Source organism: Streptomyces sp. NPDC042002 (assembly GCF_055588305.1).
In genome coordinates this window covers 99,606-121,854 of the sequence record NZ_JBVJCT010000013.1, presented here as the reverse complement: position 1 = coordinate 121,854, position 22,249 = coordinate 99,606, and the positions used below count along the sequence as shown (strand labels likewise).

The 22,249-nt window shown below is 72.4% G+C and carries 20 protein-coding genes and 2 pseudogenes; 7 read left to right on the top strand and 15 right to left on the bottom strand.

Annotated features, from left to right (window positions below; all coding sequences use genetic code 11):
* Positions 1 to 85 precede the first annotated feature (85 nt).
* Positions 86 to 2,470, bottom strand: a complete 2,385-nt coding sequence (locus tag ACZ6KY_RS20915; RefSeq protein WP_469311774.1) for a phosphoketolase family protein — start codon at positions 2,468 to 2,470, stop codon at positions 86 to 88.
* An 85-nt stretch (positions 2,471 to 2,555) separates the two neighbouring features.
* On the opposite strand from ACZ6KY_RS20915, the gene ppk2 reads away from it, so the two are divergent.
* Positions 2,556 to 3,359 carry a polyphosphate kinase 2 gene (ppk2, locus tag ACZ6KY_RS20910; protein WP_469311773.1) on the top strand — a complete coding sequence of 268 codons (804 nt, stop codon included), beginning with the start codon at positions 2,556 to 2,558 and terminating at the stop codon, positions 3,357 to 3,359.
* 5 nt (positions 3,360 to 3,364) lie between these two features.
* On the opposite strand, the gene ACZ6KY_RS20905 is transcribed toward ppk2, so the two are convergent.
* The 5 genes and pseudogenes from ACZ6KY_RS20905 to ACZ6KY_RS20885 all read right to left on the bottom strand — a co-directional run bounded on the left by ACZ6KY_RS20905 (position 3,365) and on the right by ACZ6KY_RS20885 (position 7,086).
* Positions 3,365 to 4,252, bottom strand: a complete 888-nt coding sequence (locus tag ACZ6KY_RS20905) for a universal stress protein (RefSeq protein ID WP_469311772.1) — start codon at positions 4,250 to 4,252, stop codon at positions 3,365 to 3,367.
* Between the two features lie 5 nt (positions 4,253 to 4,257).
* A complete protein-coding gene (locus ACZ6KY_RS20900) occupies positions 4,258 to 5,280 on the bottom strand; it encodes a zinc-dependent alcohol dehydrogenase (RefSeq protein WP_469311771.1) in 1,023 nt (340 codons plus the stop codon).
* Positions 5,281 to 5,344: 64 nt separating this feature from the next.
* Positions 5,345 to 6,250 carry a universal stress protein gene (locus tag ACZ6KY_RS20895; protein ID WP_469311770.1) on the bottom strand — a complete coding sequence of 302 codons (906 nt, stop codon included), beginning with the start codon at positions 6,248 to 6,250 and terminating at the stop codon, positions 5,345 to 5,347.
* A gap of 162 nt (positions 6,251 to 6,412) precedes the next feature.
* Positions 6,413 to 6,688: pseudogene (locus tag ACZ6KY_RS20890) on the bottom strand (hypothetical protein); the annotation flags it as partial.
* 26 nt (positions 6,689 to 6,714) lie between these two features.
* Positions 6,715 to 7,086, bottom strand: a complete 372-nt coding sequence (locus ACZ6KY_RS20885; RefSeq protein ID WP_469311769.1) for a hypothetical protein — start codon at positions 7,084 to 7,086, stop codon at positions 6,715 to 6,717.
* Between the two features lie 149 nt (positions 7,087 to 7,235).
* On the opposite strand from ACZ6KY_RS20885, the pseudogene ACZ6KY_RS20880 reads away from it, so the two are divergent.
* Positions 7,236 to 7,409: pseudogene (locus tag ACZ6KY_RS20880) on the top strand (ABC transporter ATP-binding protein); the annotation flags it as partial.
* Positions 7,410 to 7,421: 12 nt separating this feature from the next.
* On the opposite strand, the gene ACZ6KY_RS20875 reads toward ACZ6KY_RS20880, so the two are convergent.
* Together ACZ6KY_RS20875 and ACZ6KY_RS20870 are read right to left on the bottom strand one after the other, a co-directional pair.
* Positions 7,422 to 8,621 (bottom strand): RNA polymerase sigma factor, encoded by a 1,200-nt coding sequence (locus tag ACZ6KY_RS20875; protein WP_469311768.1) that lies wholly within the window; start codon positions 8,619 to 8,621, stop codon positions 7,422 to 7,424.
* Positions 8,621 to 8,974, bottom strand: a complete 354-nt coding sequence (locus ACZ6KY_RS20870; protein ID WP_469311767.1) for a YciI family protein — start codon at positions 8,972 to 8,974, stop codon at positions 8,621 to 8,623. The genes ACZ6KY_RS20875 and ACZ6KY_RS20870 overlap by 1 nt, the downstream gene beginning before the upstream one ends.
* 103 nt (positions 8,975 to 9,077) lie before the next feature.
* On the opposite strand from ACZ6KY_RS20870, the gene ACZ6KY_RS20865 reads away from it, so the two are divergent.
* Positions 9,078 to 10,130, top strand: coding sequence for an acyl-CoA dehydrogenase family protein (locus ACZ6KY_RS20865; protein WP_469311766.1), 1,053 nt, complete (start codon positions 9,078 to 9,080; stop codon positions 10,128 to 10,130).
* Positions 10,131 to 10,302: 172 nt separating this feature from the next.
* Here ACZ6KY_RS20865 and ACZ6KY_RS20860 read toward each other — a convergent pair whose 3' ends face one another.
* The 6 genes from ACZ6KY_RS20860 to ACZ6KY_RS20835 form a co-directional block, all read right to left on the bottom strand.
* Positions 10,303 to 11,445, bottom strand: coding sequence for an LLM class flavin-dependent oxidoreductase (locus ACZ6KY_RS20860; RefSeq protein ID WP_469311765.1), 1,143 nt, complete (start codon positions 11,443 to 11,445; stop codon positions 10,303 to 10,305).
* Positions 11,446 to 11,553: 108 nt separating this feature from the next.
* The gene (ssuE, locus tag ACZ6KY_RS20855) at positions 11,554 to 12,108 is read right to left on the bottom strand and encodes an NADPH-dependent FMN reductase (protein ID WP_469311764.1); all 555 of its coding nucleotides are present in this window, start codon (positions 12,106 to 12,108) and stop codon (positions 11,554 to 11,556) included.
* 318 nt (positions 12,109 to 12,426) lie between these two features.
* Positions 12,427 to 12,504, bottom strand: a complete 78-nt coding sequence (locus tag ACZ6KY_RS20850; RefSeq protein WP_353962479.1) for a putative leader peptide — start codon at positions 12,502 to 12,504, stop codon at positions 12,427 to 12,429.
* 252 nt (positions 12,505 to 12,756) lie between these two features.
* Positions 12,757 to 12,924 (bottom strand): hypothetical protein, encoded by a 168-nt coding sequence (locus tag ACZ6KY_RS20845; protein WP_261707043.1) that lies wholly within the window; start codon positions 12,922 to 12,924, stop codon positions 12,757 to 12,759.
* A 186-nt stretch (positions 12,925 to 13,110) separates the two neighbouring features.
* Positions 13,111 to 15,282: an MMPL family transporter gene (locus ACZ6KY_RS20840; protein WP_469311763.1), complete on the bottom strand. Its 2,172-nt coding sequence runs from the start codon at positions 15,280 to 15,282 to the stop codon at positions 13,111 to 13,113.
* Between the two features lie 175 nt (positions 15,283 to 15,457).
* Entirely contained in the window at positions 15,458 to 15,979 is a 522-nt protein-coding gene (locus ACZ6KY_RS20835; RefSeq protein WP_469311762.1) for a MarR family winged helix-turn-helix transcriptional regulator, read from the bottom strand.
* Positions 15,980 to 16,152: 173 nt separating this feature from the next.
* Between ACZ6KY_RS20835 and ACZ6KY_RS20830 the strand changes: the two genes are divergently transcribed.
* From ACZ6KY_RS20830 to ACZ6KY_RS20820, 3 genes are all read left to right on the top strand, one after another.
* The gene (locus tag ACZ6KY_RS20830) at positions 16,153 to 17,679 is read left to right on the top strand and encodes an SDR family oxidoreductase (protein WP_469311761.1); all 1,527 of its coding nucleotides are present in this window, start codon (positions 16,153 to 16,155) and stop codon (positions 17,677 to 17,679) included.
* A gap of 217 nt (positions 17,680 to 17,896) precedes the next feature.
* The gene (locus ACZ6KY_RS20825) at positions 17,897 to 19,270 is read left to right on the top strand and encodes a cryptochrome/photolyase family protein (protein ID WP_469311760.1); all 1,374 of its coding nucleotides are present in this window, start codon (positions 17,897 to 17,899) and stop codon (positions 19,268 to 19,270) included.
* Between the two features lie 294 nt (positions 19,271 to 19,564).
* Positions 19,565 to 20,302: a DUF4142 domain-containing protein gene (locus tag ACZ6KY_RS20820; protein ID WP_469311759.1), complete on the top strand. Its 738-nt coding sequence runs from the start codon at positions 19,565 to 19,567 to the stop codon at positions 20,300 to 20,302.
* 125 nt (positions 20,303 to 20,427) lie between these two features.
* Here the strand turns inward: ACZ6KY_RS20820 and ACZ6KY_RS20815 are convergent, their stop codons facing one another.
* Entirely contained in the window at positions 20,428 to 21,387 is a 960-nt protein-coding gene (locus ACZ6KY_RS20815; RefSeq protein ID WP_469311758.1) for a MerR family transcriptional regulator, read from the bottom strand.
* A 151-nt stretch (positions 21,388 to 21,538) separates the two neighbouring features.
* Here ACZ6KY_RS20815 and ACZ6KY_RS20810 point away from each other — a divergent pair, with 151 nt between their 5' ends.
* The gene (locus tag ACZ6KY_RS20810) at positions 21,539 to 22,168 is read left to right on the top strand and encodes a sigma-70 family RNA polymerase sigma factor (RefSeq protein WP_469311757.1); all 630 of its coding nucleotides are present in this window, start codon (positions 21,539 to 21,541) and stop codon (positions 22,166 to 22,168) included.
* The last annotated feature ends 81 nt before the right edge of the window (positions 22,169 to 22,249 follow it).

Genomic DNA, 22,249 nt, shown 5'->3' with positions numbered 1-22,249 from the left:
GGGACGGCGGGCCTCCCCCGTGCGTGTCAGGCGTCGGCGCGTACGGTCGTGGCGCCTTACGGGTACGGCGTTGCGGGCGGGGTCCTCAGCCGGTCCAGGTCCAGTCCGCGACCTCGGGGAGGTCGGTGCCGTGCTCGCGGATCCAGTCGTGGTGGCGGGAGCGGGCGTCGGCCATCTTCTGGCGTAGGGCGGCGGCGCGGACGCCGAGGCCCGGGACACGGTCGATGACGTCCATGACCAGGCGGTAGCGGTCCATGTCGTTGCGGACGACCATGTCGAAGGGGGTCGTGGTGGTGCCCATCTCCTTGTAGCCGCGCACATGGAGGTTCTGGTGGCCGGTGCGGCCGTAGGCGAGGCGGTGGATGAGCCAGGGATAGCCGTGGTAGGCGAAGATCACCGGCTTGTCCGTGGTGAAGAGCCCGTCGTACTCGAAGTCGTTCATCCCGTGCGGGTGTTCACCGCGCGGCAGCAGCCGGGTCATGTCGACGACGTTGACGACCCGGACGGCGAGTTCGGGCAGGTGGCGGCGCAGCAGGTCGGAGGCGGCCAGGATCTCCTGGGTGGGGACGTCACCGGCGCAGGCGAGGACGACGTCGGGGTCACGGTCCGCGTCGGCCGATCCCGCCCAGTCCCAGATGCCCGCTCCGCGGGCGCAGTGGGCGCGGGCCTGGTCCATGGACAGCCAGTCGAAGCAGGGCTGTTTCCCGGCGACGACGACGTTCACGTAGTCGCGGCTGCGCAGCACGTGATCCGCCACGGACAGCAGGGTGTTGGCGTCCGGCGGGAGGTAGACGCGCACGACCTCGGGGCTCTTGTTGAGGACGTGGTCGACGAAGCCGGGGTCCTGGTGGGAGAAGCCGTTGTGGTCCTGGCGCCATACATGCGAGGTGAGCAGGTAGTTGAGGGAGGCGACCGGGGCTCGCCAGGCCAGTTCGCGTGAGGTCCGCAGCCACTTGATGTGCTGGTTGACCATGGAGTCGACGATGTGCACGAAGGCCTCGTAGCAGGAGAACAGTCCGTGCCGGCCGGTGAGGGTGTAGCCCTCCAGCCAGCCCTGGCAGAGGTGTTCGGAGAGGATCTCCATGACGCGGCCGTGCCGGTCGAGGTGTTCGTCCACCGGCAGGGTCCGCGCCTGCCAGGCCTTGCCGCTGGCGCCGAAGACGGCGTCCAGGCGGTTGGAGGCGGTCTCGTCGGGGCCGACCAGCCGGAAGTCACGGCGCTCCGAGGTCTCCCGCATGACGAATTCCAGGAGGTCGCCGAGGACCCGGGTCGGCTCGTGCAGGGTGGCGCCCGGCTTGTCGACGGGGACGGCGAAGCGCTCCAGCGGCGGGAGCGGCAGATCGCGGACCAGGAGGCCGCCGTTGGCGTGCGGGGTGGCGCCGAGGCGTCGGGAGCCGTCGGGTACGCAGGCGAGCACGTCCGCCACCGGCCGTCCCTCGGCGTCGAAGAGCTCCTCGGGGCGGTACGAGCGCAGCCAGGTCTCCAACTGCCGCAGGTGTTCCGGGTTTTCGCGTACTCCGGCCAGGGGCACCTGGTGGGCGCGCCAGGTGCCTTCGACGCGCAGGCCGTCGACCTCAGCGGGGCCGGTCCAGCCCTTCGGGGTGCGCAGCACGATCATGGGCCAGCGGGGCCGCTCGGCCACGCCCTCCTCACGGGCGGTGCGCTGGACCAGCGCGATCCGGTCCAGGGCCTCGTCGAACGCGGCGGCCATGGCGCGGTGCACCTGGAGCGGGTCGTCGCCGGTGACGTGGATCGGGTCGTGGCCGTAGCCGCGCAGCAGTTCGTCGAGTTCGGCCTCCGGGATCCGGGAGAGCACCGTCGGGTTGGCGATCTTGTAGCCGTTGAGGTGCAGGATCGGCAGGACGGCACCGTCGTGGACGGGGTCGAGGAACTTGTTGGAGTGCCAGGAAGCGGCGAGCGGTCCCGTCTCCGCCTCGCCGTCGCCGATGACACAGGCGACGAGCAGGTCCGGGTTGTCGAAGGCGGCGCCGTAGGCGTGGGCGAGGGAGTAGCCGAGCTCGCCGCCCTCGTGGATGGAACCGGGCGTCTCGGGAGCGACATGGCTGGGCACCCCGCCGGGGAAGGAGAACTGCCGGAACAGCTTCCCCATGCCCTGCGCGTCGCGGGGCACGGTGGGATACGTCTGGCTGTACGTGCCCTCCAGCCAGGAGTTCGCCAGCACGGCCGGGCCGCCGTGTCCGGGGCCCCATACGCACAGCGCGTCCTGGCCGCGCGCCTTGATGACGCGGTTGAGGTGGGTGTGGACCAGGTTGAGGCCGGGCGAGGTACCCCAGTGGCCGAGCAGCCGGGGCTTGATGTGCGCGGGGGTCAGGGGCTCGGTGAGCAGCGGGTTGGCCAGCAGATAGATCTGGCCCACGGCAAGGTAGTTGGCGGCCCGCCAGTGGGCGTCCAGGGTGCGCAGTTCGTCGTCGGTCAGTACGGTGCTGTCCTGGTGTTCGACCTTGGGCATGGTGACTCCGTAAGTCATCGGGGTACGTCGGCGAGGCGGGTCATCGGAGCGCTTCGCGGAGGCGTCATCGGGCGGAGGAGGCGGCATGACCGACAAGAGGCCGGCGAAGGTGCCGCTCGCGGCGTACGAGCGGGAGCTGCTGCGTCTGCAGACGGAGCTGGTGAAGCTTCAGGAGTGGGTGCGGACCGAGGGCGCCCGTGTGGTGGTGGTCTTCGAGGGCCGGGACGCCGCGGGCAAGGGCGGCACGATCAAGCGGGTGGCGGAGCACCTGAACCCGCGTGTCGCGCGGACCGTGGCGCTGCCCAAGCCGACCGAGCGCGAGCGCACCCAGTGGTACTTCCAGCGGTACGTGGAGCATCTGCCGGCCGCCGGGGAGATCGTGCTGTTCGACCGGAGCTGGTACAACCGCGCCGGGGTCGAGCAGGTCATGGGCTTCTGCACGAAGGAGGAGCACCAGCGCTTCCTGCGGCAGTGCCCGATCTTCGAGCGGATGCTGGTGGAGGAGGGTGTGCTGCTGCGCAAGTACTGGTTCTCGGTGAGCGACGCGGAGCAGCAGAAGCGGTTCCGGCGCCGCCTGAAGGACCCGACGCGGCGCTGGAAGCTGTCCCCCATGGACCTGGAGTCGATCACCCGCTGGGAGGCGTACTCCCGGGCGAAGGACGAGATGCTGGTGCACACGGACATCTCGGAGGCGCCGTGGTTCGTGGTCGAGAGCGATGACAAGCGGCGCGCCCGGCTGAACATGATCGCCCATCTGCTCGCCTCCGTTCCGTATCACGAGGTGCCGCCGCCGGTGCTGGAGCTGCCCGCCCGGCCGCCGTCGACCGGTTACGTCCGCCCGCCGCGCGATCTGCAGACGTACGTCCCCGATCACGCGGCGAGCCTCTGAGCCGGTCATACGCGTTGGGGTACGACGGCGACGGGGCAGGCCGCGTGGTGCAGGGCGGCGTGGGCGACCCGGCCTAGCTGCATCCCGGTGTGCCCGTGGCTGTCGTGCCGCCTGACCCCGACGACGAGCAGATCGGCCTCGGTGGAGGCGTCGAGCAGCACCGTGCGGGCGGTGCCCTCGACGGTGCGCCGGCGCACGTCCACGGCCGGATACTCGGCCGCGGCGCCGCTCAGTGCCTTGCCCAGGATCTCCACCGCCCGCTGTTCCTGCGACCGGGCGGGCTCGCCCGCCGTCAGCGGGTGATCGGCCGACTCGTGGGCGGACCACCGCCAGGCCCGTACGGCCTCCAGCGCCGCCCCGCGTTCGGCGGCCTCCCGGAAGGCGAAGCGGGCGGCGGCCGACCCGTGCGAGGGGTCCCCGACCCCGAGGACGACGCGCCGGTGCCGGCCCGCCCCGCCCTGGTTGTCGTGGCCGCCGCGCAGCACGATCACCGGGCAGTGGGCGCGGGCGGCGACCGTGAGGCTCACCGACCCGAGGAGCCTTTCGGCGATGCCGCCGCGGCCCCGTGAGCCGAGCACCAGCGCGGTGGCGTTCAGACCCTCCCTGAGCAGCGTGCCCACCGCGTCGTCGGGCACCACCTCGGTGGAGATCCGCACGTCGACGTCACGGCGGTGGGCACGCTCGGCGGCGGCCCCCACGACGGTGTCGGCCATGATCTGCTCGGAGGACCTGCCCAGCCCCTCGGCGAGGGCGGCGCCTTCGTAGCGTTCCCAGAGCGAGGCGTACACCAGGCGCAGCGGCAGGCCGCGCAGGGCGGCCTCGTCCGTGGCCCAGTCCACGGCCCGCATGCCGGGCTCGGACCCGTCGACGCCCACGACGAGGGGCAGGTCCACGGCGGTCAGCTCCCTTCGCCGAAGTCGAAGACGATCCGGGCCTGGATCCGGCCGTGCAGCACATCGCCGATGGACTCGTTGACGGAGGCGAGCGGCCGGGATTCGCGGATGACCCTCGTCCGGCCGGCGGCGTGCAGGCCGAAGACCTCGGCCAGGTCCTGCCGGGTCCCGACGATGGAGCCGATCACGGAGGTGCCGTTCAGCACGGTCTCGAAGATCGGGACCTGGATGGTGCCGTGCGCCGGCATCGCGACCAGGACGAGCTTTCCGCCGCGCCGCAGTCCCTTGTACACCGCGGCGAAGGCGTCCTCGTTCACCGCCAGCGCGAGCGCGGCGTGCGCGCCGCCGTGGCTCTTCAGGACCTCGCCCGGGTCCTCCTTGCGGGCGTCGATGACGATGTCGGCGCCGAGTTCCGCGGCGAGTTCGAGCTTGTCGTCGGTGACGTCGATCGCCGCCACGGTCGCCCCGGCGATCTTCGCGTACTGCACGGCGAGGTGACCGAGTCCGCCCACCCCGGAGATGGCGACGAGTTGGCTGGGCCGGACCTCGGCGACCTTCAGGGCCTTGTAGGTGGTCACGCCGGCGCAGGTGAGCGGGGCCGCGTCGAGCGGGGAGATCCCCTCGGGCACCGGCTGGGCGAAGTCGGCCCAGGCGAGCATCTTCTCGGCGTAGCCGCCGTCGCACCCGTAGCCGGTGTTGATCTGCTGCTCGCAGAGCGTCTCCCAGCCGGAGAGGCAGTGCTCGCACCGACCGCACGCGCTCCCGAGCCAGGGCACGGCCACCCGCTGGCCCACCCCGAGATGGGTGACACCGTCGCCCAGCGCCTCGACCAGGCCGACGCCCTCGTGTCCGGGGACGAACGGCGGGCTCGGCTTGACCGGCCAGTCGCCGTTGGCGGCGTGGATGTCGGTGTGGCAGAGCCCGGAGGCCTCCACCCGGATGCGGACCTGGCCGGGGCCGGGCTCCGGGTCCGGTCGCTCCTCGATGACCAGCGGCTCACCGAACGCTCGTACGACTGCTGCTTTCATGGGATGGCTCTCCTTGCACGATCGAGCCCCGATGAGCACGCGGCCGAGGACGGCCCGTGGCGGGTCAGGGGTGCGGTACGACGGCGACGGGGGCGGTGGCGTGGTGGAGTACGGCGTGCGTGACGGGCCCGAGGTGGGCGCCGAGCGCGGCGTGGCGGACACGGCGGCCCACGACGACGAGCGAGGCCTCCCGGGAGGCGTCCACCAGGTGGTTGGCCGGCTTTCCGGACAGGGAGTCCTCGATGATCTCCACGATCGGGAACTTCTCGCGCCAGGGCCGCAGTGCCTCCGTCATGGCGGCGGCGTCCTGGGCGGCCAGCCGGGCGTTCATCTTGATGTCCGGGGGCAGCCCGTACGCGATGTAGGGCGGCTCGTTCCAGGAGTGCACGACCCGCAGCGCCGTGGCGCGCAGGAGGGCGGCCTCGAAGGCGAAGCCGATCAGCGTGTCGTCCGGGGCGCCGGTGTCCAGCCCGAGCACGACGGGGTGGAAGGGCGCGGCGGCGGACGGGATGCCCGTCGGATCCGTCAGGTGCTCGTCCGCGGCCTGTTCACCGGCGCGTACGAACACCACGGGGCGCCCGGCGTGCGCCGCGACCGCCAGGCCGACCGAGCCGACCATGAAGCCGCCCACGCCGCTGAGCCCACGGGTGCCGAGCACCAGGAGTTCGGCGTCGTCCGCGGCCTTCACCAGCGCCTCGGCGGGCCGGCCGGTGAGCTGCTCCGTGGTGACGTCGACTCCCGGGTGGCGCGCCCGTATCCCTTCGGCCGCCTCGCGCGGGATCCTCTCGCTCCAGTGCTGGTGGGTCTCGGCGCCGAGCAGCGGTGCCTGGGCCATGGGGTCCGGGGCCGGTTCCCATACGTTGAGCAGCCTGACCGGCAGGGCGCGCAGTCGCGCCTCGCGGGTGGCCCATTCGGCGGCGGTGAGGCTCTCGGGAGAACCGTCGAGGCCTACGGTGACGGTGCGGGGCATGGTGTCCACCTCCTGAATCGGGGCCCGAACGGGGTCCGATTCCAGGGTCGTGTCGAACGGTCGGGTGGGGGCAGGGGCCGCAGGTCCCCGGTGCGGGCCGTTCGGCCCAACGCGGGCCGCGCGGCCGTGCGGCGGAATCCCGGACGGGGGTCCCGCCCGCGGTCAGCGCTCGGCCCAGGGCCTGCCGACACCCAGGGTGTCGCCCGCGGAGGCCAGTGCGAGAACGATCAGTACGGCGGCGTAGACGAGGTGGTAGTCGACGAACGGGTTGACCGACATGCTCGGCGAGCCGTCGGACAGGTGCCGGGCGGGCGGCCGTTCGGCGACCCGCATCAGCCCCGTCATCACGGTGCCCGCAACCGCGGAGATGCGCAGCGCGATACCGCCGATCAGGGCCGGCCCGATCCCGGGCAGGCCGGCCATGAACGGCCAGTGGGCCCTGCCGACTGAGCGCGCGCGTTCGACTATTCGGTGCCGGTTCCGGCCTTGTGCAGCATCCGGGCCAGCAGCAGGGCACCTCCGGTCGCCGCCCCTACCGCTCCCGCGGCCATGAAACCGCGGGAGGACCGCCAGGACAGCACCGACCACCGCGACTGCGCGGAGAGCAACGATCCTGTGCTCAGCCACGAACCGGTCGAGATCAGCGACAGGGCGGAACCGATCGAGCCGACCGACAGGGCACTTCCGATCGAGCCGACCGACAGGGCCGAACCGACGGACCCCACGGACAGCACCGACCCCACCGAGCCGATCGACAGCACGGAGTCCTGTGACCACAACGACAGCACCGAACCGGAGGAGGTACGAGCGACCGAGCGTACGGACAGCTTTGTCATGAGGCCATCCTGCCCGCTGGTCGCTCTGCCTCGGGCGGTTGTGGACGGATGGCGCGGGTCCCGGGTGAGGACCGTCCGGCATCTGGCTCACCGCGTGGTTCCGGAGCGACGAAACGGGGGCTCGTTCGCCCCCTTCCGGCCGGATCGGCATTCTCGCGCCGGCCGCCCGGGGCGGTCTGTCGGGGCTCCTGGTCGAGCAGCACGTCGGCTTCGCGATGCGGGCCGCGCAGCGCTCCTACGTCCTGGCGGCGGGCCGGGTCACATCGTCGGGCGAGGTCGTCCTGGACGCCGAGCGGACGGGGCGGGAGGCGTTCGGCGTGTGACTCTCCGCGCGGTCAGCTCCCGGCGAGGGCCGTTCTCATCCGTTCGAGGTGGGCGCGTTCCGGCCCGCTCCCGGTCAGCGTGATGGCCGCGTCGTACGCCCGTAGCGCGTCGGCGCGCCGTCCGAGCCGGCGCAGCAGATCCGCCCGTACGGCGTGGAAGGCGTGATAGCCGTCCAGGTCGAGGTTCTCCACGAGGGCGAGCGCGGTCTCCGGGCCCTCGACCTCGGCCACGGCGACGGCGCGGTTGAGGGCCACGACCGGGCTGGGCGCGAGCTCCATGAGCTGGTCGTAGAGCCGGAGGATCTGGCCCCAGTCCGTGGCGGCCGCGGTCGGCGCGTCGCTGTGGACGGCGTTGACCGCGGCCTGGATCTGGTACGGCCCCGGCCGGTTGCGGCGCAGGCAGCGGCGTACGAGGGCCTGGCCCTCGGTGATCAGGTCCCGGTCCCACCGCGTACGGTCCTGGTCGGCGAGGAGGACCAGGTCGCCGTCCGCCGTCGCGCGGGCCGGCCGGCGGGCCTCGATCAGCAGCATCAGCGCGAGCAGGCCGACCGCCTCGGGCTCGTCCGGCATCAGCTCGACGAGGAGGCGCCCGAGGCGCAGGGCCTCGGCGCAGAGGTCCTCACGGCCGCCGTACCCCTCGTTGAACACGAGGTAGACGACGGCCAGCACACCCTTGACGCGGTCCGGCAGGTCCGCGTCGCGCGGGATGCGGTACGGGATGCCCGCGTCGCGGATCTTGGCCTTGGCGCGGACGATCCGCTGGGCCATGGTCGGTTCGGGGACGAGGAAGGCGCGCGCGATCTGCGGGGTGGTCAGGCCTCCGAGGAGCCGTAGCGTGAGGGCGACCTGCGCCTGGGGGGCGAGCGCCGGGTGGCAGCAGGTGAAGATCAGACGGAGCCGGTCGTCGCGCACGGGGCCCTCCTCCACGGGTTCGTCCGGGACGTTCAGCCGGGCCGCCTCGGCGTGCCGGGCCACCCGGGTGGACTCGCGGCGCAGCCGGTCGACGGCGCGGTTGCGGGCGGTGGTGATGATCCAGCCCGCCGGGCTCGGCGGCACGCCGGACTCCGGCCACTTCGCCACGGCCGTGGCGAACGCGTCCTGGACCGCTTCCTCCGCGAGGTCGATGTCGCCCAGGTAGCGGATCAGGACGGCGACGGCCCGGCCGTACTCCGCGCGGAAGACGGCCTCGGTCTCGGCGCCGCCGACGGCCATCAGTCCTCGGTCTCGTGCATGAACGGGCGTACCTCGATGGGAAGCGTGGTCGCCAGCGTCGCCTTGCGCCCCCACATCAGCGCCGCGTCGAGGTCGGGCGCCTTGATCAGACAGATCCCGCCCAGATGCTCCTTGCTCTCCGTGTACGGCCCGTCGGTGACCAGGACGTCGCCGTCGCGGGCCCGCAGCACGGTGGCCGTGTCCGGCCCGTGCAGTCCGCCGGCGAACACCCAGGCACCGGCCTCGCGCAGCTCCGCGTGGAACACGTCCAGGTTGTGCATGATCTCTTCCAGGACCTCGGGCGCGGGCCGCTCGCCCTGCGGCTGCATCACGCTCAGCAGGTAGTACTTCATGATGTGTCCTCCTCGGATGTCTCTCACTCGGCGTCTCACTGACTACACGAACGAGAACGCGCCGGATCGACACACGCCACGACGACAGCGGGAGATTCCCTCGATGACCGTCCCACCGCATCCGCTCGTCACCGCGGCCCGGAAACTGGCGGCGGAGGTGCTGGCGCCCCTGGCGGAGCGCGTGGACCAGGAAGGCGTCCCCGCGAGCAGCGTCGAGGCGATCAAGGGGTCGGGGCTGCTCGGGGCGGTCGCCCCGGTGGCGTACGGCGGATCGGCGGCGCCCGCCGCGGTGGTCAGGGAGACCGCGGAGATCCTGGCCGGGGCGTGCTGCTCGACCTGGTTCGTGCAGACCCAGCACCACACGCCGGTGACGACCCTGGCGAACAGCGGCCTCCCGCTGCGGGAGCGCCTGCTGGGTCCGCTCGCGGGCGGCGAACTGCTGTCCGGTGTCGCGTACGCCCAGTTGCGCGCCTATCCGCGGATCCCGGTGCGGGTCACGCGCGAGCGCGGCGGCTGGCGCTTCGACGGGACGGTCCCCTGGTACACGGGCTGGGGGCTGAACGACATCATGCTGCTGGCGGGGGTGACGGACGCGGACGAGGCGCTGTTCGCGTTCACCGAGGCGCGCGAGCAGCCGGGGCTGCGTCCGTCCCCGCCGATGCGGCTCGCCGCGCTCACCGCGTCCCGGACGGTCTCGCTGGAGCTGAACGGGCTGTGGCTGTCCGAGGACGCGGTGGCGCTGCGCACCCCGTACGCGTCCTGGGCGGTCACCGACCGGCCCAAGAACACCAATGCCTCACCGGCCGTCTTCGGGGTGACGGCTACGGCGATCGGCCTGCTGGAGGAGGATCCCTCCGCGGCGGAGACGGCGGAGACTCTGCGGGCACGTCTCGACGAGGTCAGGCGGCAGGCGTACGAACTCGCCGACCACCCTGTGCCGACCGAGCGGATCGACGAGCGGCTCGCGTGCAAGACACGGGCGTACGACGTGATGCGGGCGGCCACGACCGCGGCGGTCGTGGCCGGCGGCGGGCGGGCGATGGATCTGCGCAGCCCGGCGCAGCGGCTGGCGCGGGAGGGGATGTTCCTGCTGGTGCAGGGGCAGACGGCCGAGGTGCGCGCCGCGCACCTGGGGTCGCTGGGTTCGCCCGGGTGACCCGGTTGAACCGGTCACCCGGGTGCGTCTGGTCGAACGGGTCGCCTGGAGGCGTCTGGTCGAAACGGGCCGCCCGGGCGCACCCGGATCGCCCGGTTCCTCGGTCTCTGTCGGTGCGCCGCGTCCATCCGTCCACGCGGGCCGATGGGTCCACTCGCGTGGACCGGTCCGTTCAGCCGGTGAAGGGCACCTGGGCGGCGGGGACGGGCGGGGTCGCGAACGGGTGCTGCCACAGGCCCCGCGCGGCGAGGCGGGGCAGGACGCCCTCACCGAACCAGTAGGCCTCCTCCAGGTGCGGGTAGCCGGAGAGCACGAACTCGTCGATCCCGAGGGCGTGGTACTCGCGGATCCGCTCGGCGACCTCGTCGTGACTGCCGACCAGGGCGGTGCCCGCGCCGCCGCGCACCAGACCGATACCGGCCCACAGGTTGGGGTGGATCTCCAGTCCGTCCCGGCCGCCGCCGTGCAGCGCGAGCATCCGTTGCTGGCCCTGCGACTCGCTGCGGGCGAGTCCCGCCTGCACGGACCGCACCGTCTCCGGGTCGAAGCCGTCGAGGAGCCGGTGCGCCTCGGCCCACGCCTGCTCCGAGGTGTCGCGGGTGATGACGTGCAGCCGGATGCCGAACCGGAGGGTGCGCCCCTCCTCGGCCGCGAGCCCGCGGATCCAGGCGATCTTCTCGGCGACCTGGGCGGGGGGTTCGCCCCAGGTGAGGTACACGTCGGCGTGGCGGGCGGCGACCTCACCGGCGACGGGTGAGGAGCCACCGAAGTAGACCTCCGGGACCGGGTCGGGGACCCGGGTGAGCCGGGCGTCCTCGACCCGGAGGTGTTCGCCGGACAGGTCGACGGTCTTGCCGTCCCACAAGTCCCGGACGATCCGCAGGAATTCGCCGGTACGGCGGTACCGGGCGTCCTTGTCGAGGAAGTCGCCGTAGGCGCGCTGCTCGTGGCTCTCACCGCCGGTCACCACGTTGAGGAGCAGCCGTCCGCCGCTCTGGCGCTGGAAGGTGGAGGCCATCTGCGCGGCGAGCGTGGGCGACACGAAGCCGGGCCGGAAGGCGACGAGGAACTTCAGGCGCTCGGTGTGCTGGCTGACCATCGCGGTCGTCAGCCACGCGTCCTCGCACCAGGCACCCGTCGGGGTGAGGGCACCGACGAATCCCAGGTCCTCGGCGGCGCGGGCGATCTGGCTCAAGTAGGCGACCGTCGGCGGCCGGTCCCGTCCGGAGGCGGTGGCGGGCGTGCCGTGGCCACCGCCGACGACGTGCCGGCTGTCGCCGTTGGTGGGCAGGAACCAGTGAAAGGTGAGGGACACGGCGGCTTTCTCCGATCGGGGGGCCGGGCAGGCGTGGGTCGGCGACGGCGGCATGGGCCAGGGGCTGGTAACTCGACTTCCAAGACCGTCACTTGGGGCTCAGTGACGTCAACCGGCCACCGCCAGCAGAGGGGTACGCCCCAGGGCGGCCGAGAACTGGTCGACGACCTGCGCCAGGGCCTCGGCGGTGCCCGGAGCCACGGTGACGCTCCCGTCCTGTCCCGTGATGATGTCCTTGTCGAGGGTGAACCAGCCCTGGACTATGTGAGCCGCTCCCATGGAGTTGAGAACCGGACGGAGTGCGTAGTCCAGGGCCAGCACATGGGCGGTACTGCCTCCCGTCACCAGCGGCAGCACCGTCTTCCCGGCAAGGGCGTACTGCGGGAGCAGATCGAGCAGGGCCTTGAGGACACCGGAGTAGGCGGCCTTGTAGACGGGGGTGCCGATGACCACCCCGTCGGCGCGGGCGAACAGCGCGGTCGCCTCGACGATGGCCGGATGCTGGAAGTCCGCGCCGAGCAACGCCTCGGCCGGGATCGTACGGACGTCGAGCGGAATCACCTCGTGCCCCTGCGCGGCGAGCCGGGCGTCGAGATGGCGCAGGAGCTTGGCAGTACGGGAGGAGACCGAGGGACTGCCGGATACGGACAGGACGGTGGCCATGAGTCCTCTTTCGGAAACGGGGGCGGAGAGGTGGAGGGGGTACCGGGACGGACCGTCGGGCTCCGCGCACACGCCCCATACGTCGCCACGGACTCCGGTCCCCTGTAGGGCAGTTGGCCCCTTGCGCACCCGCTACCGGCAGCAGCACGACACCTGAGGGGAGCCGACTGTTGGAGGACGCTTCGAGGTCCGTGAATTCAGCCGGAATCCGGGCGTCGAAACACGGGCGACAGGCGGGGGAACGCGCTGGATCGCGACGGGAGGGAAATCACCGCGGGCGAACCGTCCCGCGCGAAGGGGACCCCGCCGTCGGGATCGTCAGACTTCGCGGCAACAGAAGGAACTGGAGACACGCGCAAGGTCGACATGGCGTCGCCGCGTGAGGTCCAGTCGCATCTTCATGGCGCGATCGTCGCAGCCCCCGGTCCGGACAGTCAAGGAATGAAAGACGGGTCTCGCATCCCGGACCGCCGTCTCGCCTGAGGGCTCGGCGTGGGCCCTTGCTAATTCGAGCGGCGGACGCTCCCCGATCCGGGTGCGCCGATGGGGGCCGGGGCCGGCTGGTGGCATCGGCGGCTGACGGGACCGTAGACCATGGCAGGTTCAGCCACGTCAACCCGCCAACCCCTTGCTTCCGCTCGTCCCGGATCAGTCCTCGTCGCCGAGCGGAACGACCACGAGGAAGGCGTCCGACTTCAGGTCCATCACGACCGTCGCCGCCAGCCCCTCGGTACGGCGTCGTGCCGCGTACTCCTCCGCGGTCCAGGATCCGCGCGGAGCGCCGGCGGGAAATCGTTCCAGCACCTTTGTGCCCATGGCGGCAGACACCTCCAGCTCGGACGGCGGACCCGGAGCGACGAGTCCCGTGGAATGCGCTTGCCCGGGTTTCACCGAGACATGTCAGGCCCGTTCGCTGCCCGACGGCGACGAACGTCGGCCAACGGACGACGGACGATCCGCCCGCGCGAACACGCGGGCGGACCATTTTCGTACCCGGCCCTCTCACACCTCCACGCGCTCGCCCCCGAGGGCCTCGGGCTCGGGCGCCGGCTCGGGCACGGCTTCGGGCTCGCGGCTCAGGGCCCCCGGCCACCAGGCGCGGCGGCCGATGTCGCGGACCAGGGCGGGCACCAGCAGGGAGCGGACCACCAGGGTGTCGAGCAGGACACCGAAGGCGACGATGAAGGCGATCTGCACCATGAAGGCCAGCGGGATCACGCCGAGGGCGGCGAAGGTCGCGGCGAGCACCACGCCCGCCGAGGTGATCACCCCGCCGGTGGCGACGAGTCCGCGCAGCACACCCTGGCGCACCCCGTGGCGCAGCGACTCCTCGCGGACCCGGGACATCAGGAAGATGTTGTAGTCGACGCCGAGGGCCACCAGGAACACGAAGCCGTACAGCGGTACGGACGCGTCGGTGCCCGTGAAGCCGAACCCGTGCCGGAACACGAGCGACGAAATGCCCAGAGTGGCAAGGAAGTTGAGGGCCACCGTGGCTACCAGGAGCACCGGCATGAGCAGCGAGCGGAGCAGGCCGGCCAGTATGACCAGGATGATGGCGAGGACCACCGGCACGATGAGCGTACGGTCGCGTTCGGCGGTCTGCCGGGTGTCGTACTGCTGAGCCGTGTAGCCCCCGACGAGCGCGTCGGCGCCCGGTACGGCGTGCACCGCCTTACGCAGTCGCGCGACGGTGTCCTTGGCCGCGTCGCTGTCCGCGCCGGACCGCAGGGTGACGTCGACACGCGCCCGGCCGTCGACGACCTGGGGCGCTCCCCCGCCGGGCCGCCCGGCCCCGGTCACCGCGGCGGCCGACGCGACACCGTCCGTCGCGCGGGCGGCGGCCGTGACCTGTGCGACGCGGTCGGCGTTCGCGATGATCACGGCGGGGTTGCCGGAGCCGCCGGGGAAGTGCCGCCCGAGGGTCTCCTGCGCGGCGACGGACGGCGCGTCGTTGACGAAGAGCTCGTTGAGCGGAACGCCCTTCGCGGTGAGGGTGGGCGCGAAGGCGGCACAGGCGAGGAGTCCGGCCAGGGCGATCGCCCAGACCTTGCGCGGCGCCCGGTCCACCAGGTCCGCGACCCGGTTCCAGATGCCCCTGCTAGTCCGCAGGTCGCCGGACCGCGCGTCGCCGGACCGTGCCTCGCCCGCCACGTGGGGCCTGGCCGGCCAGTACGCGGCGCGGCCGAGCAGCACCAGGACGGCGGGCAGGAAGGTGAGCGAACTCAGCACGGCGCAGACCACGCCGATGGCGCCCACGGGCCCCAGTGACCGGTTGTTCGTCAGGTCGCTCAGCAGCAGCGCCAGCAGTCCGAGGACGACGGTTCCGGCGCTCGCGACGATCGCGCCCCAGGACTGCCGCAGCGCCGCCCGGACCGCCGTGAACCGGTCGGCGCTCAGGGCTAGTTCCTCGCGGAAGCGGGCGGTCAGCAGGAGGGCGTAGTCGGTCGCGGCGCCGATCACGAGGATCGAGAGGATGCCCTGCACCTGGCCGTCCACGCGTACGACGCCGTGGCCGGCGAGGACGTAGACGACGGCGCACGCCAGGCCGAGCGCGAACACCGCCCCGAGGATGATGAGGAAGGGCAGCAGCACGCTGCGGTAGACGAGCAGCAGGATCACCAGGACGGTCGCCAGGGCCACCCCGAGGAGCAGTCCGTCGATCCCGGCGAAGGCGTCGGCCAGGTCGGCCTGACTGGCCGCCGGTCCGGCGATCCGCACGGTCGTTCCGGGGACGCGCTCGGCGGCCGTACGAATGCGCGCGACGGCGTCGGGGAGCTGTTTGCCGAGGTCGGGCCTGAGCTGGACGACCCCCTCCAGGGCCTTGCCGTCCTGTGACGGCAGGGCGGGTGACGCCTGGCCGACCACTCCGGGGGCGCCGGTGAGCGAGGCGAGCGCGCCGGTCGCGGCGGACCGCCGGGCCGCGGCCGTGGATCCGTCGCCGTCCGTCGTCCAGACGACGATCGCGGGCAGCGTCCCGGCCTGCCGGAAGGCACGCTGCTGGGCCACCACCTTCGTGGATTCGGCGCTGCGCGGCAGGAAGGCGGCCTGGTCGTTGGTCGAGACCTCGCCGAGTCTGCCGGCATAGGGGCCGAGGGTGCCTCCGATGCCGAGCCAGGCGACGAGCAGGACGACGGGGATCAGCCACAGGGCTCGTCGCGGGGTGAGGGACATCGCTCTCCAGATTGCACGGACAGGTATCTCAACGAACGACAATCTCAATCATTGAGATATCTCGCGCCCAGATCGTAGACCACGCCCGGACTTCCGGCCCCGGCGCCGGCCCGGACGCACCGCACGGCGACCAGCCGCACACGGAGGCGCGGGGCACGACGGCCCGCCGGCGGGTTCAGCGCCCGGGAGACCGCACGGCCGAGAGCTGTTCGTTCATCGTCGTCAGGAAGCGGAGGACCACCGACAGCTCGTCCTCGCTGAAACCGGACCGTACGTTCGCGGTGGCCTCGGCGAGCGGCCGGAAGTGGGCACGCGCGGCCGACCTGGCGTCGGGGACGTAGTGGAGGTGGACCACCCTGCGGTCGGGGCTCTCCCGGACACGCCGTATGTGGCCGGCGCGTTCGAGCCGGTCCAGGCACGCGGTGACCGCGCCCGAGGTGAGTCCGAGATGCTCGCGCAGCCGGCCGGGGGTGAGCGGCTCGGGTGCGTCGAGGATCGCGGCGAGCGCCTGCACGTCCGTGGCGTGCAGACCGTGCTCGCCCGCGAAGCCGTGGACCAGCCGGTTGATCTCGCCGTTCATACGGCGTAGCTGAACGGCGAAGGCCTGGAGATCCGTGGCCGCGGTCTGCTCCCGCTCGGGGCCCGCGTCGGGGTCCGGGTCACCCGTCCGGTCGTCACGGTCATCTCGTCTGGCCACGTGATCAGCCTATAGAAGTCCGGGCGCGTCCCCGTTCGGGCGTCTCGCGTGAGGCCGTCCCGCCGGACGCGCCCATGGGCCCGTCCGGCGCATCCGTGGGTGGCGCCCGCGTGGAAGGGATCAGGGAGGGGAGCGGATCCACTGGGGGTGACGGCGGCAACGACGGAGGACCCATGAGCGACGACGACGCCCGCACCGGCCCGAGGTGTCTGGTGACCGGTGCCACCGGCTACATCGGTGGACGGCTGGTCCCCGAGCTGCTGGCCGAGGGGTATCGGGTGCGCTGTCTGGCGCGCTCCCCGGCCAAGCTGCGCGACTACCCCTGGGCGGGCGAGGCGGAGGTGGTCCGCGGGGACGTCCTGGACGACGCCTCCGTCGCCGACGCGATGCGCGGGTGCGAGGTGGCGTACTACCTCGTGCACGCCCTCGGCACGGGCCACGACTTCGAGGAGACCGACCGCAGGGCCGCCCGGATCTTCGGCGAGCAGGCCCGCGCGGCCGGCGTGCGGCGCATCGTCTATCTGGGCGGACTCACCCCCGCGGGCGTACCCGAGAGCGAGCTGTCACCACACCTCAGGTCCCGGGCCGAGGTGGGGCGCATCCTGCTGGAGTCGGGCGTACCGACCACCGTGCTGCGCGCCGCGGTGATCATCGGCTCCGGCTCGGCCTCCTTCGAGATGCTGCGTTATCTCACCGAGCGGCTGCCGGTGATGGTGACGCCGAGCTGGGTGCACACCCGGATCCAGCCGATGGGCGTACGCGATGTGCTGCGCACCCTCGTCGGCAGCGCCCGGATGCCCGCGGAGGTCAACCGCGCCTTCGACATCGGCGGCCCCGAGGTCCTCACCTACCTGGAGATGATGCGGCGGTACGCGGTCATCGCCGGGCTGCCCCGCAGGCTCATCTTCCCGGTGCCGGTGCTCACTCCCCGGCTGTCCAGTCACTGGGTCGGACTGGTCACGCCGGTGCCCGCGTCCATCGCGCGCCCGCTCACCGAGTCACTGCGCCATGAGGTCGTGTGCCACGAACACGACATCGTCCAGTACGTTCCCGATCCCCCGGGACGGCCGATCGGCTTCGACGTGGCGGTGACCCTGGCGCTCCAGCGGGTGCGCGACGCCCAGGTGACCACCCGTTGGTCGTCGGCCTCGTATCCCGGCACGCCCAGTGATCCACTGCCCACCGACCCCGACTGGGCCGGCGGCAGCCTCTACACCGACCGCCGCGAACTGACCGTGGACGCGTCGCCCGAGGCGCTGTGGCGGGTGATCGAGGGCATCGGCGGCGACAACGGCTGGTACTCCTTCCCGCTGGCCTGGGCGGTGCGCGGTTGGCTCGACCGCCTGGTGGGCGGGGTGGGGCTGCGGCGCGGGCGCCGGGACGCGGCCCGGCTGCGCGTCGGCGACTCGCTCGACTTCTGGCGCGTCGAGGAGATCGAGCCGGGTCACCTGCTGCGGCTGCGCGCCGAGATGAGACTCCCGGGCCTGGCCTGGCTGGAGATGTACGCCGAGGTGACGGACGACGGGCGGACGCGCTACCGGCAGCGGGCCCTGTTCCATCCGCACGGGCTGCTGGGCCACCTGTACTGGTGGAGCGTCTCGCCGTTCCACTCCGTCGTGTTCGGCGGCATGGCCCGCAACATCGCCCGGGCCGCCAAGAACACTCCCGCCGGCCGGGAACAGCCCGCCCTCACCCGATGACCGGGCATGCGCGCGGGCCGTCTTGATCACACATCCGCGGGAACCGGCCCTGACCAGGGATCCACAGGAGTCGGCCCGACCACGCATCCGCACCAGCCAGCCAGCCAGCCAGCTCACGATCCGCACGAACCGGCCGGATCACGCATCCGCACCAGCCGTCCGAGCCGAAGCAGTCCGACGCCGTACCCCCCTCGCAGCCCCGCCCCGGAGCCACCCCATGACCGTCTCGATCGTCCTGTTCACCTCGGACCTGCGCCTGCACGACCACCCGCCGCTGCGGGCCGCCCTCGACGGATCGGACGCCGTGGTGCCGCTCTTCGTCCGCGACGAGGCCGTCGCCGAGGCCGGATTCACCGTCCCGAACCGGATGGCGTTCCTCGCGGACTGTCTGGCGGATCTGGACGCCGGGCTCCGGGAACGCGGCGGTCGTCTGGTGGTGCGCTCCGGTGACGTGGTGACCGAGGTGGCCAGGATCGTCGCCGAGGCCGACGCCGACGAGGTGCACATGGCGGCGGGTGTCAGCGCCTACGCGCACCGCAGGGAGGAGCGGCTGCGCACCGCGCTGGAGGCGGAGGGGTGCCGCCTGCACGTCCATGAGACCGTCGTGACCGCGCTCGCTCCCGGCGCGGTCACCCCCGCCTCCTCCGACCACTTCGCCGTCTTCACGCCGTACCACCGCCAGTGGGCGCGGCAGCCGTTGCGGGACGCCGTCGCCGCTCCCCGGGTCGTCCGGGTGCCGGACGGCGTCGGCTCGGAGGAGATCCCGTCCCGTTCGGACGTGCCCCACGTGTCCGAGGGGCTGGCCCGGGGTGGCGAGAGGGAAGCCAGGAAACGGCTCGCGGCCTGGCTGCGCGGCGGGATCGGGTCGTACGAGGACCGTCATGACGACCTGCCGGGCGACGCGACCTCCCGGCTCTCCCCCCATCTGCACTTCGGCTCGCTGTCGCCGGTCGAGCTGGTCCACCGGGCGCGCGGCGCGGGCGGTCCGGGCGCCGAGGCGTTCGTACGGCAGCTGGCGTGGCGGGACTTCCACCACCAGGTGCTGGCCGCCCGGCCGGACGCCTCCGCCGCCGACTACCGGACCAAGCACGACCGTTGGCGCTCGCCCGTCGAGGCGCGGGACGACATCGAGGCGTGGCGGGAGGGGCGTACCGGCTACCCCGTGGTGGACGCGGCGATGCGGCAGCTGCGCCACGAGGGCTGGATGCACAACCGGGGGCGCCTGCTCACCGCGAGCTTCCTGACCAAGACGCTGTACGTGGACTGGCGGGTCGGGGCCCGGTACTTCCTGGACCTGCTGGTGGACGGCGATGTCGCCAACAACCAGCTCAACTGGCAGTGGATGGCGGGAACGGGCACGGACAGCCGGCCCAACCGTGTCCTGAATCCGGTGATCCAGGCCAAGCGTTACGACCCGGACGGGGCATATGTCCGGCGTTGGGTGCCCGAGTTGGCGGGAGTCGCGGGGCGTGCGGTGCACGAGCCGTGGAAGCTCCGGGGCCCGGACCGCGCGGCCTGCGACTACCCGGACCCGATCGTCGATCTGTCCGAGGGCCTGGCCCGGTTCAAGAGGGCCCGGGGCCGTGACTGATCCGGGGCCGTGAACGACTCGATGCCGTGAACGACGCGGTGCGGTGAACGACGCGGCGCCATGACCGACGCGGTACGGAGACCGACGCGATACGGAGACCCCGTGGCCGAGAGGCACGGACCGAATATAAACTGCCTGGGATTTTACCTGTTGTAGAGATTCTTCACCGGTGTGCCGCCGTATAGGTGGTCGTCCGAACCACTCGTACCGGATCCGTCCGTACCGGATCCACCGCGCGGCCGACCTGAGCCAATGGCTCCGGGACCGCCGCCCCCGCCCCCAGGAGGCTGCTCGATGCGCATTGCACGGAACGCGGGAACACTCTTCGTGTGCGGCGCGTTGACGATGACTCTGGCCGCGCTCGCCTATCCGGCCATGCTGGGAATTCAGACCACGTCCACCGCCCCGGTCCGCATCATCGCCAATCCCCCGTCGGGGCCGCTGACGGAGGCCGACCGCGACTTCCTCGTCAAGGTGCGCGCGGCGGGACTGTGGGAGTACCCGGTGGGGCAACTGGCCCTGCAGAAGGGGACCATACCGGCGGTCCGTACGGCGGGGCAGCACCTGATCTCGGGCCATGCCGGGCTCGACGCCACGGACCGCAAGATCGCCCAGCAGCTCGGCGTCACGCTGCCGAACAAGCCGTCCCCGCAACAGCAGGGCTTCGTGGCGACGTTGAGCGCGGACACCGGCAAGAAGTTCGACACCGACTTCGCCAACATCCTGCGCCTGACGCACGGGCAGATCTTCTCGACCGTCGCGAAGATCCGCGCCACGACCGAGAACACCCTCGTACGTCAGCTCGCCGACCAGGCCAACGACACCGTGCTGGACCACATCACCGTGATGGAGAAGACCGGACTGGTCAACTTCAACCAGATCGTGATCCAGGAGACGACCCTCCCGAAGGTGCCCGCGATCAATCTGACGCCTCCGCCGCCGCAGCCCGGCGAACCGCAGGTCGTCCTGACGCCCCCCGCGACCGGGGCCTCGCTCCCCGCGCAGCCCTCTCCGACGCCGACGGTGGGCTGACCGGCGCGGACAACGGCGTACGGCGGTCGCGTACGGAGGGACGGCGGCCGCCTACGAGGTCCACGGGCCTGGGCACGCGGAGTCGCTGCCCCCGTACACCCGCCGCGCGATGAGTGTCGGCCCGTTCAACCGCCGGCCAGGCCCGCCAACGCGGTCAGCGCGTCCCGCAGTCCCGGCGGCCGGAGCATGCCCGGTTCCGGGCGTCCGGCCCAGCCTGGACCGCCGAGGAGCACGGCGGGATGACCGCGGGCACCCTTGACCCCCCAGGCGGTGGCGGCGATGTGCCGGGCCAGCGGACGGTCGGCGGTGGAACGGGTCTGGGACCACAGCACGACGGCGGACGGCCCCAGCCGCCGTACCGCCGCGGTCAGCGCCTCCGGTGGCACAGCGGGGCCGAACATCCGGGTGGGCAGGCCCTGTTCGACGAGCCCCGCGTGCAGCGCCTCCAGCGGCAGGCAGTGCTGTTCGCCCGGCACGCAGGCCAGTACGACGGGGCCCGCGCCGGTGGCCGGTACTTCGGGCCCGGCCGGCCCGGGGGCGCGGTGCAGCACCCGGGAGATGTGCCAGGACAGCAGGTGCTCCACCTCCACGTAACGGTCCCCGGCGGACTCCCACTTGCGGCCCACCGCGTGCAGGGTCGGCACCATCACCTCCTCCCAGCCGACGACCACACCGTGGCGCGTGACGAGTGAGGTCAACTGGTCTTCCACGGACGGCGCGTCGAGGCGTACGGCGGCGCGCGCGAGGCCCTTGCACTCCTGCCGGGGGTCCCCGAGGGCTTCCGCTCCGGCCCCGAGCGCAGGGGGATCGAGCTCGTCTGCCGGTGTCCTGGCCTCGGGCGCGACCGGGTCGGACGCGCCCTTGGCGGCCCTGGCCGCCTCGGCGGGCGGCACTCCGGCCGAGGTCAGCCGGCACATCTCCTCCAGCATCGCCACGTCCTGGGGCGTCCAGCGGCGGTGCCGCCCGTCGGAACGGACCGCGGGCCCCACTCCGTACCTGCGGTCCCAGGAACGCAGCGTGGTCGGTGACACTCCGAGGCGACGGGCCAGCGCACCTGTGGTGACACCGGCTTCGGCGGATCCCATGCCCGGTTCCCGCCCCTGATCCGACCGGCTCTCACCCATACGGCGACTATACGACGCAGAAACGATGCGAGTTGTCGCCTCTGTCCCCTTGTTCACACGATGGGTGCACGGGGCCCGTCGCAGGAGGGGCCCGGAGCGAGGAGCCGTGGCCATGAACGCAGATCCGACCGCCGGACAGCGGCCCGTCGAGCCTGCGGACACGGTCACCGACTCGGCCGCGGGCGCGGTCAGGGGCGCGGTCACGGACGCGGACGTCGCGCGGGGCATCATCGACGGGGACGAAGCCTCACTGGCCACCGCGTACCGGCGCTGGGCGCCCCTCGTCCAGGCCCTCGCCCGGCGTTCGCTGGGGGACCCGCGCGAGGCCGAGGACGTCACCCAGCAGGTGTTCCTCGCCGTGTGGCGGGGCGGGCGGGGTTATCGCCCGGAGCGCGGCCCGGTCGTCGGCTGGCTCGTCGGCATCACCCGGCGCAAGATCGCCGACGCGCTGTCCGCGCGGACCCGGCGCACCGAGCTGGTCGGCGCGGCCGGCGCCCTGCTCGTCCTCGCCGACGACACCCGGACCCGCCCCGAGGCGACGCTCGACCGTGTCCTCGTCCGGCACGAGCTGGCCAAACTCCCCACACCGCAGCGCCGGGTGCTGCATCTCGCGTTCTACGAGGACCTCACGCAGACCCAGATCGCCCAGCGCACCGGCTGGCCGCTGGGCACGGTCAAGAGCCATTCCCGACGCGGTATGCACCAGTTGCGCGACGGTCTGCGGTCGGCGGCGGAGGTCTGAGCGCCGAGGGCTCGCCGCGGTCCGCGGGGCGCCCGTACGGCCGGACCTGCCGGGATGTCTCCCGGCACGTCCGGACTTTTC

Coding starts and splice junctions, on each gene's coding strand:
- ACZ6KY_RS20845 (WP_261707043.1), bottom strand. CDS start 12,924: ATGGGCACAAAGGTGCTGGAACGATTTCCCGCCGGCGCTCCGCGCGGA.
- ACZ6KY_RS20850 (WP_353962479.1), bottom strand. CDS start 12,504: ATGCGACTGGACCTCACGCGGCGACGCCATGTCGACCTTGCGCGTGTC.
- ACZ6KY_RS20915 (WP_469311774.1), bottom strand. CDS start 2,470: ATGCCCAAGGTCGAACACCAGGACAGCACCGTACTGACCGACGACGAA.
- ACZ6KY_RS20825 (WP_469311760.1), top strand. CDS start 17,897: ATGACCGTCTCGATCGTCCTGTTCACCTCGGACCTGCGCCTGCACGAC.
- ACZ6KY_RS20820 (WP_469311759.1), top strand. CDS start 19,565: ATGCGCATTGCACGGAACGCGGGAACACTCTTCGTGTGCGGCGCGTTG.
- ACZ6KY_RS20900 (WP_469311771.1), bottom strand. CDS start 5,280: ATGAAAGCAGCAGTCGTACGAGCGTTCGGTGAGCCGCTGGTCATCGAG.
- ACZ6KY_RS20815 (WP_469311758.1), bottom strand. CDS start 21,387: ATGGGATCCGCCGAAGCCGGTGTCACCACAGGTGCGCTGGCCCGTCGC.
- ACZ6KY_RS20830 (WP_469311761.1), top strand. CDS start 16,153: ATGAGCGACGACGACGCCCGCACCGGCCCGAGGTGTCTGGTGACCGGT.
- ACZ6KY_RS20895 (WP_469311770.1), bottom strand. CDS start 6,250: ATGCCCCGCACCGTCACCGTAGGCCTCGACGGTTCTCCCGAGAGCCTC.
- ACZ6KY_RS20885 (WP_469311769.1), bottom strand. CDS start 7,086: ATGACAAAGCTGTCCGTACGCTCGGTCGCTCGTACCTCCTCCGGTTCG.
- ACZ6KY_RS20870 (WP_469311767.1), bottom strand. CDS start 8,974: ATGAAGTACTACCTGCTGAGCGTGATGCAGCCGCAGGGCGAGCGGCCC.
- ACZ6KY_RS20875 (WP_469311768.1), bottom strand. CDS start 8,621: ATGGCCGTCGGCGGCGCCGAGACCGAGGCCGTCTTCCGCGCGGAGTAC.
- ppk2 (WP_469311773.1), top strand. CDS start 2,556: ATGACCGACAAGAGGCCGGCGAAGGTGCCGCTCGCGGCGTACGAGCGG.
- ACZ6KY_RS20865 (WP_469311766.1), top strand. CDS start 9,078: ATGACCGTCCCACCGCATCCGCTCGTCACCGCGGCCCGGAAACTGGCG.
- ACZ6KY_RS20840 (WP_469311763.1), bottom strand. CDS start 15,282: ATGTCCCTCACCCCGCGACGAGCCCTGTGGCTGATCCCCGTCGTCCTG.
- ACZ6KY_RS20810 (WP_469311757.1), top strand. CDS start 21,539: ATGAACGCAGATCCGACCGCCGGACAGCGGCCCGTCGAGCCTGCGGAC.
- ssuE (WP_469311764.1), bottom strand. CDS start 12,108: ATGGCCACCGTCCTGTCCGTATCCGGCAGTCCCTCGGTCTCCTCCCGT.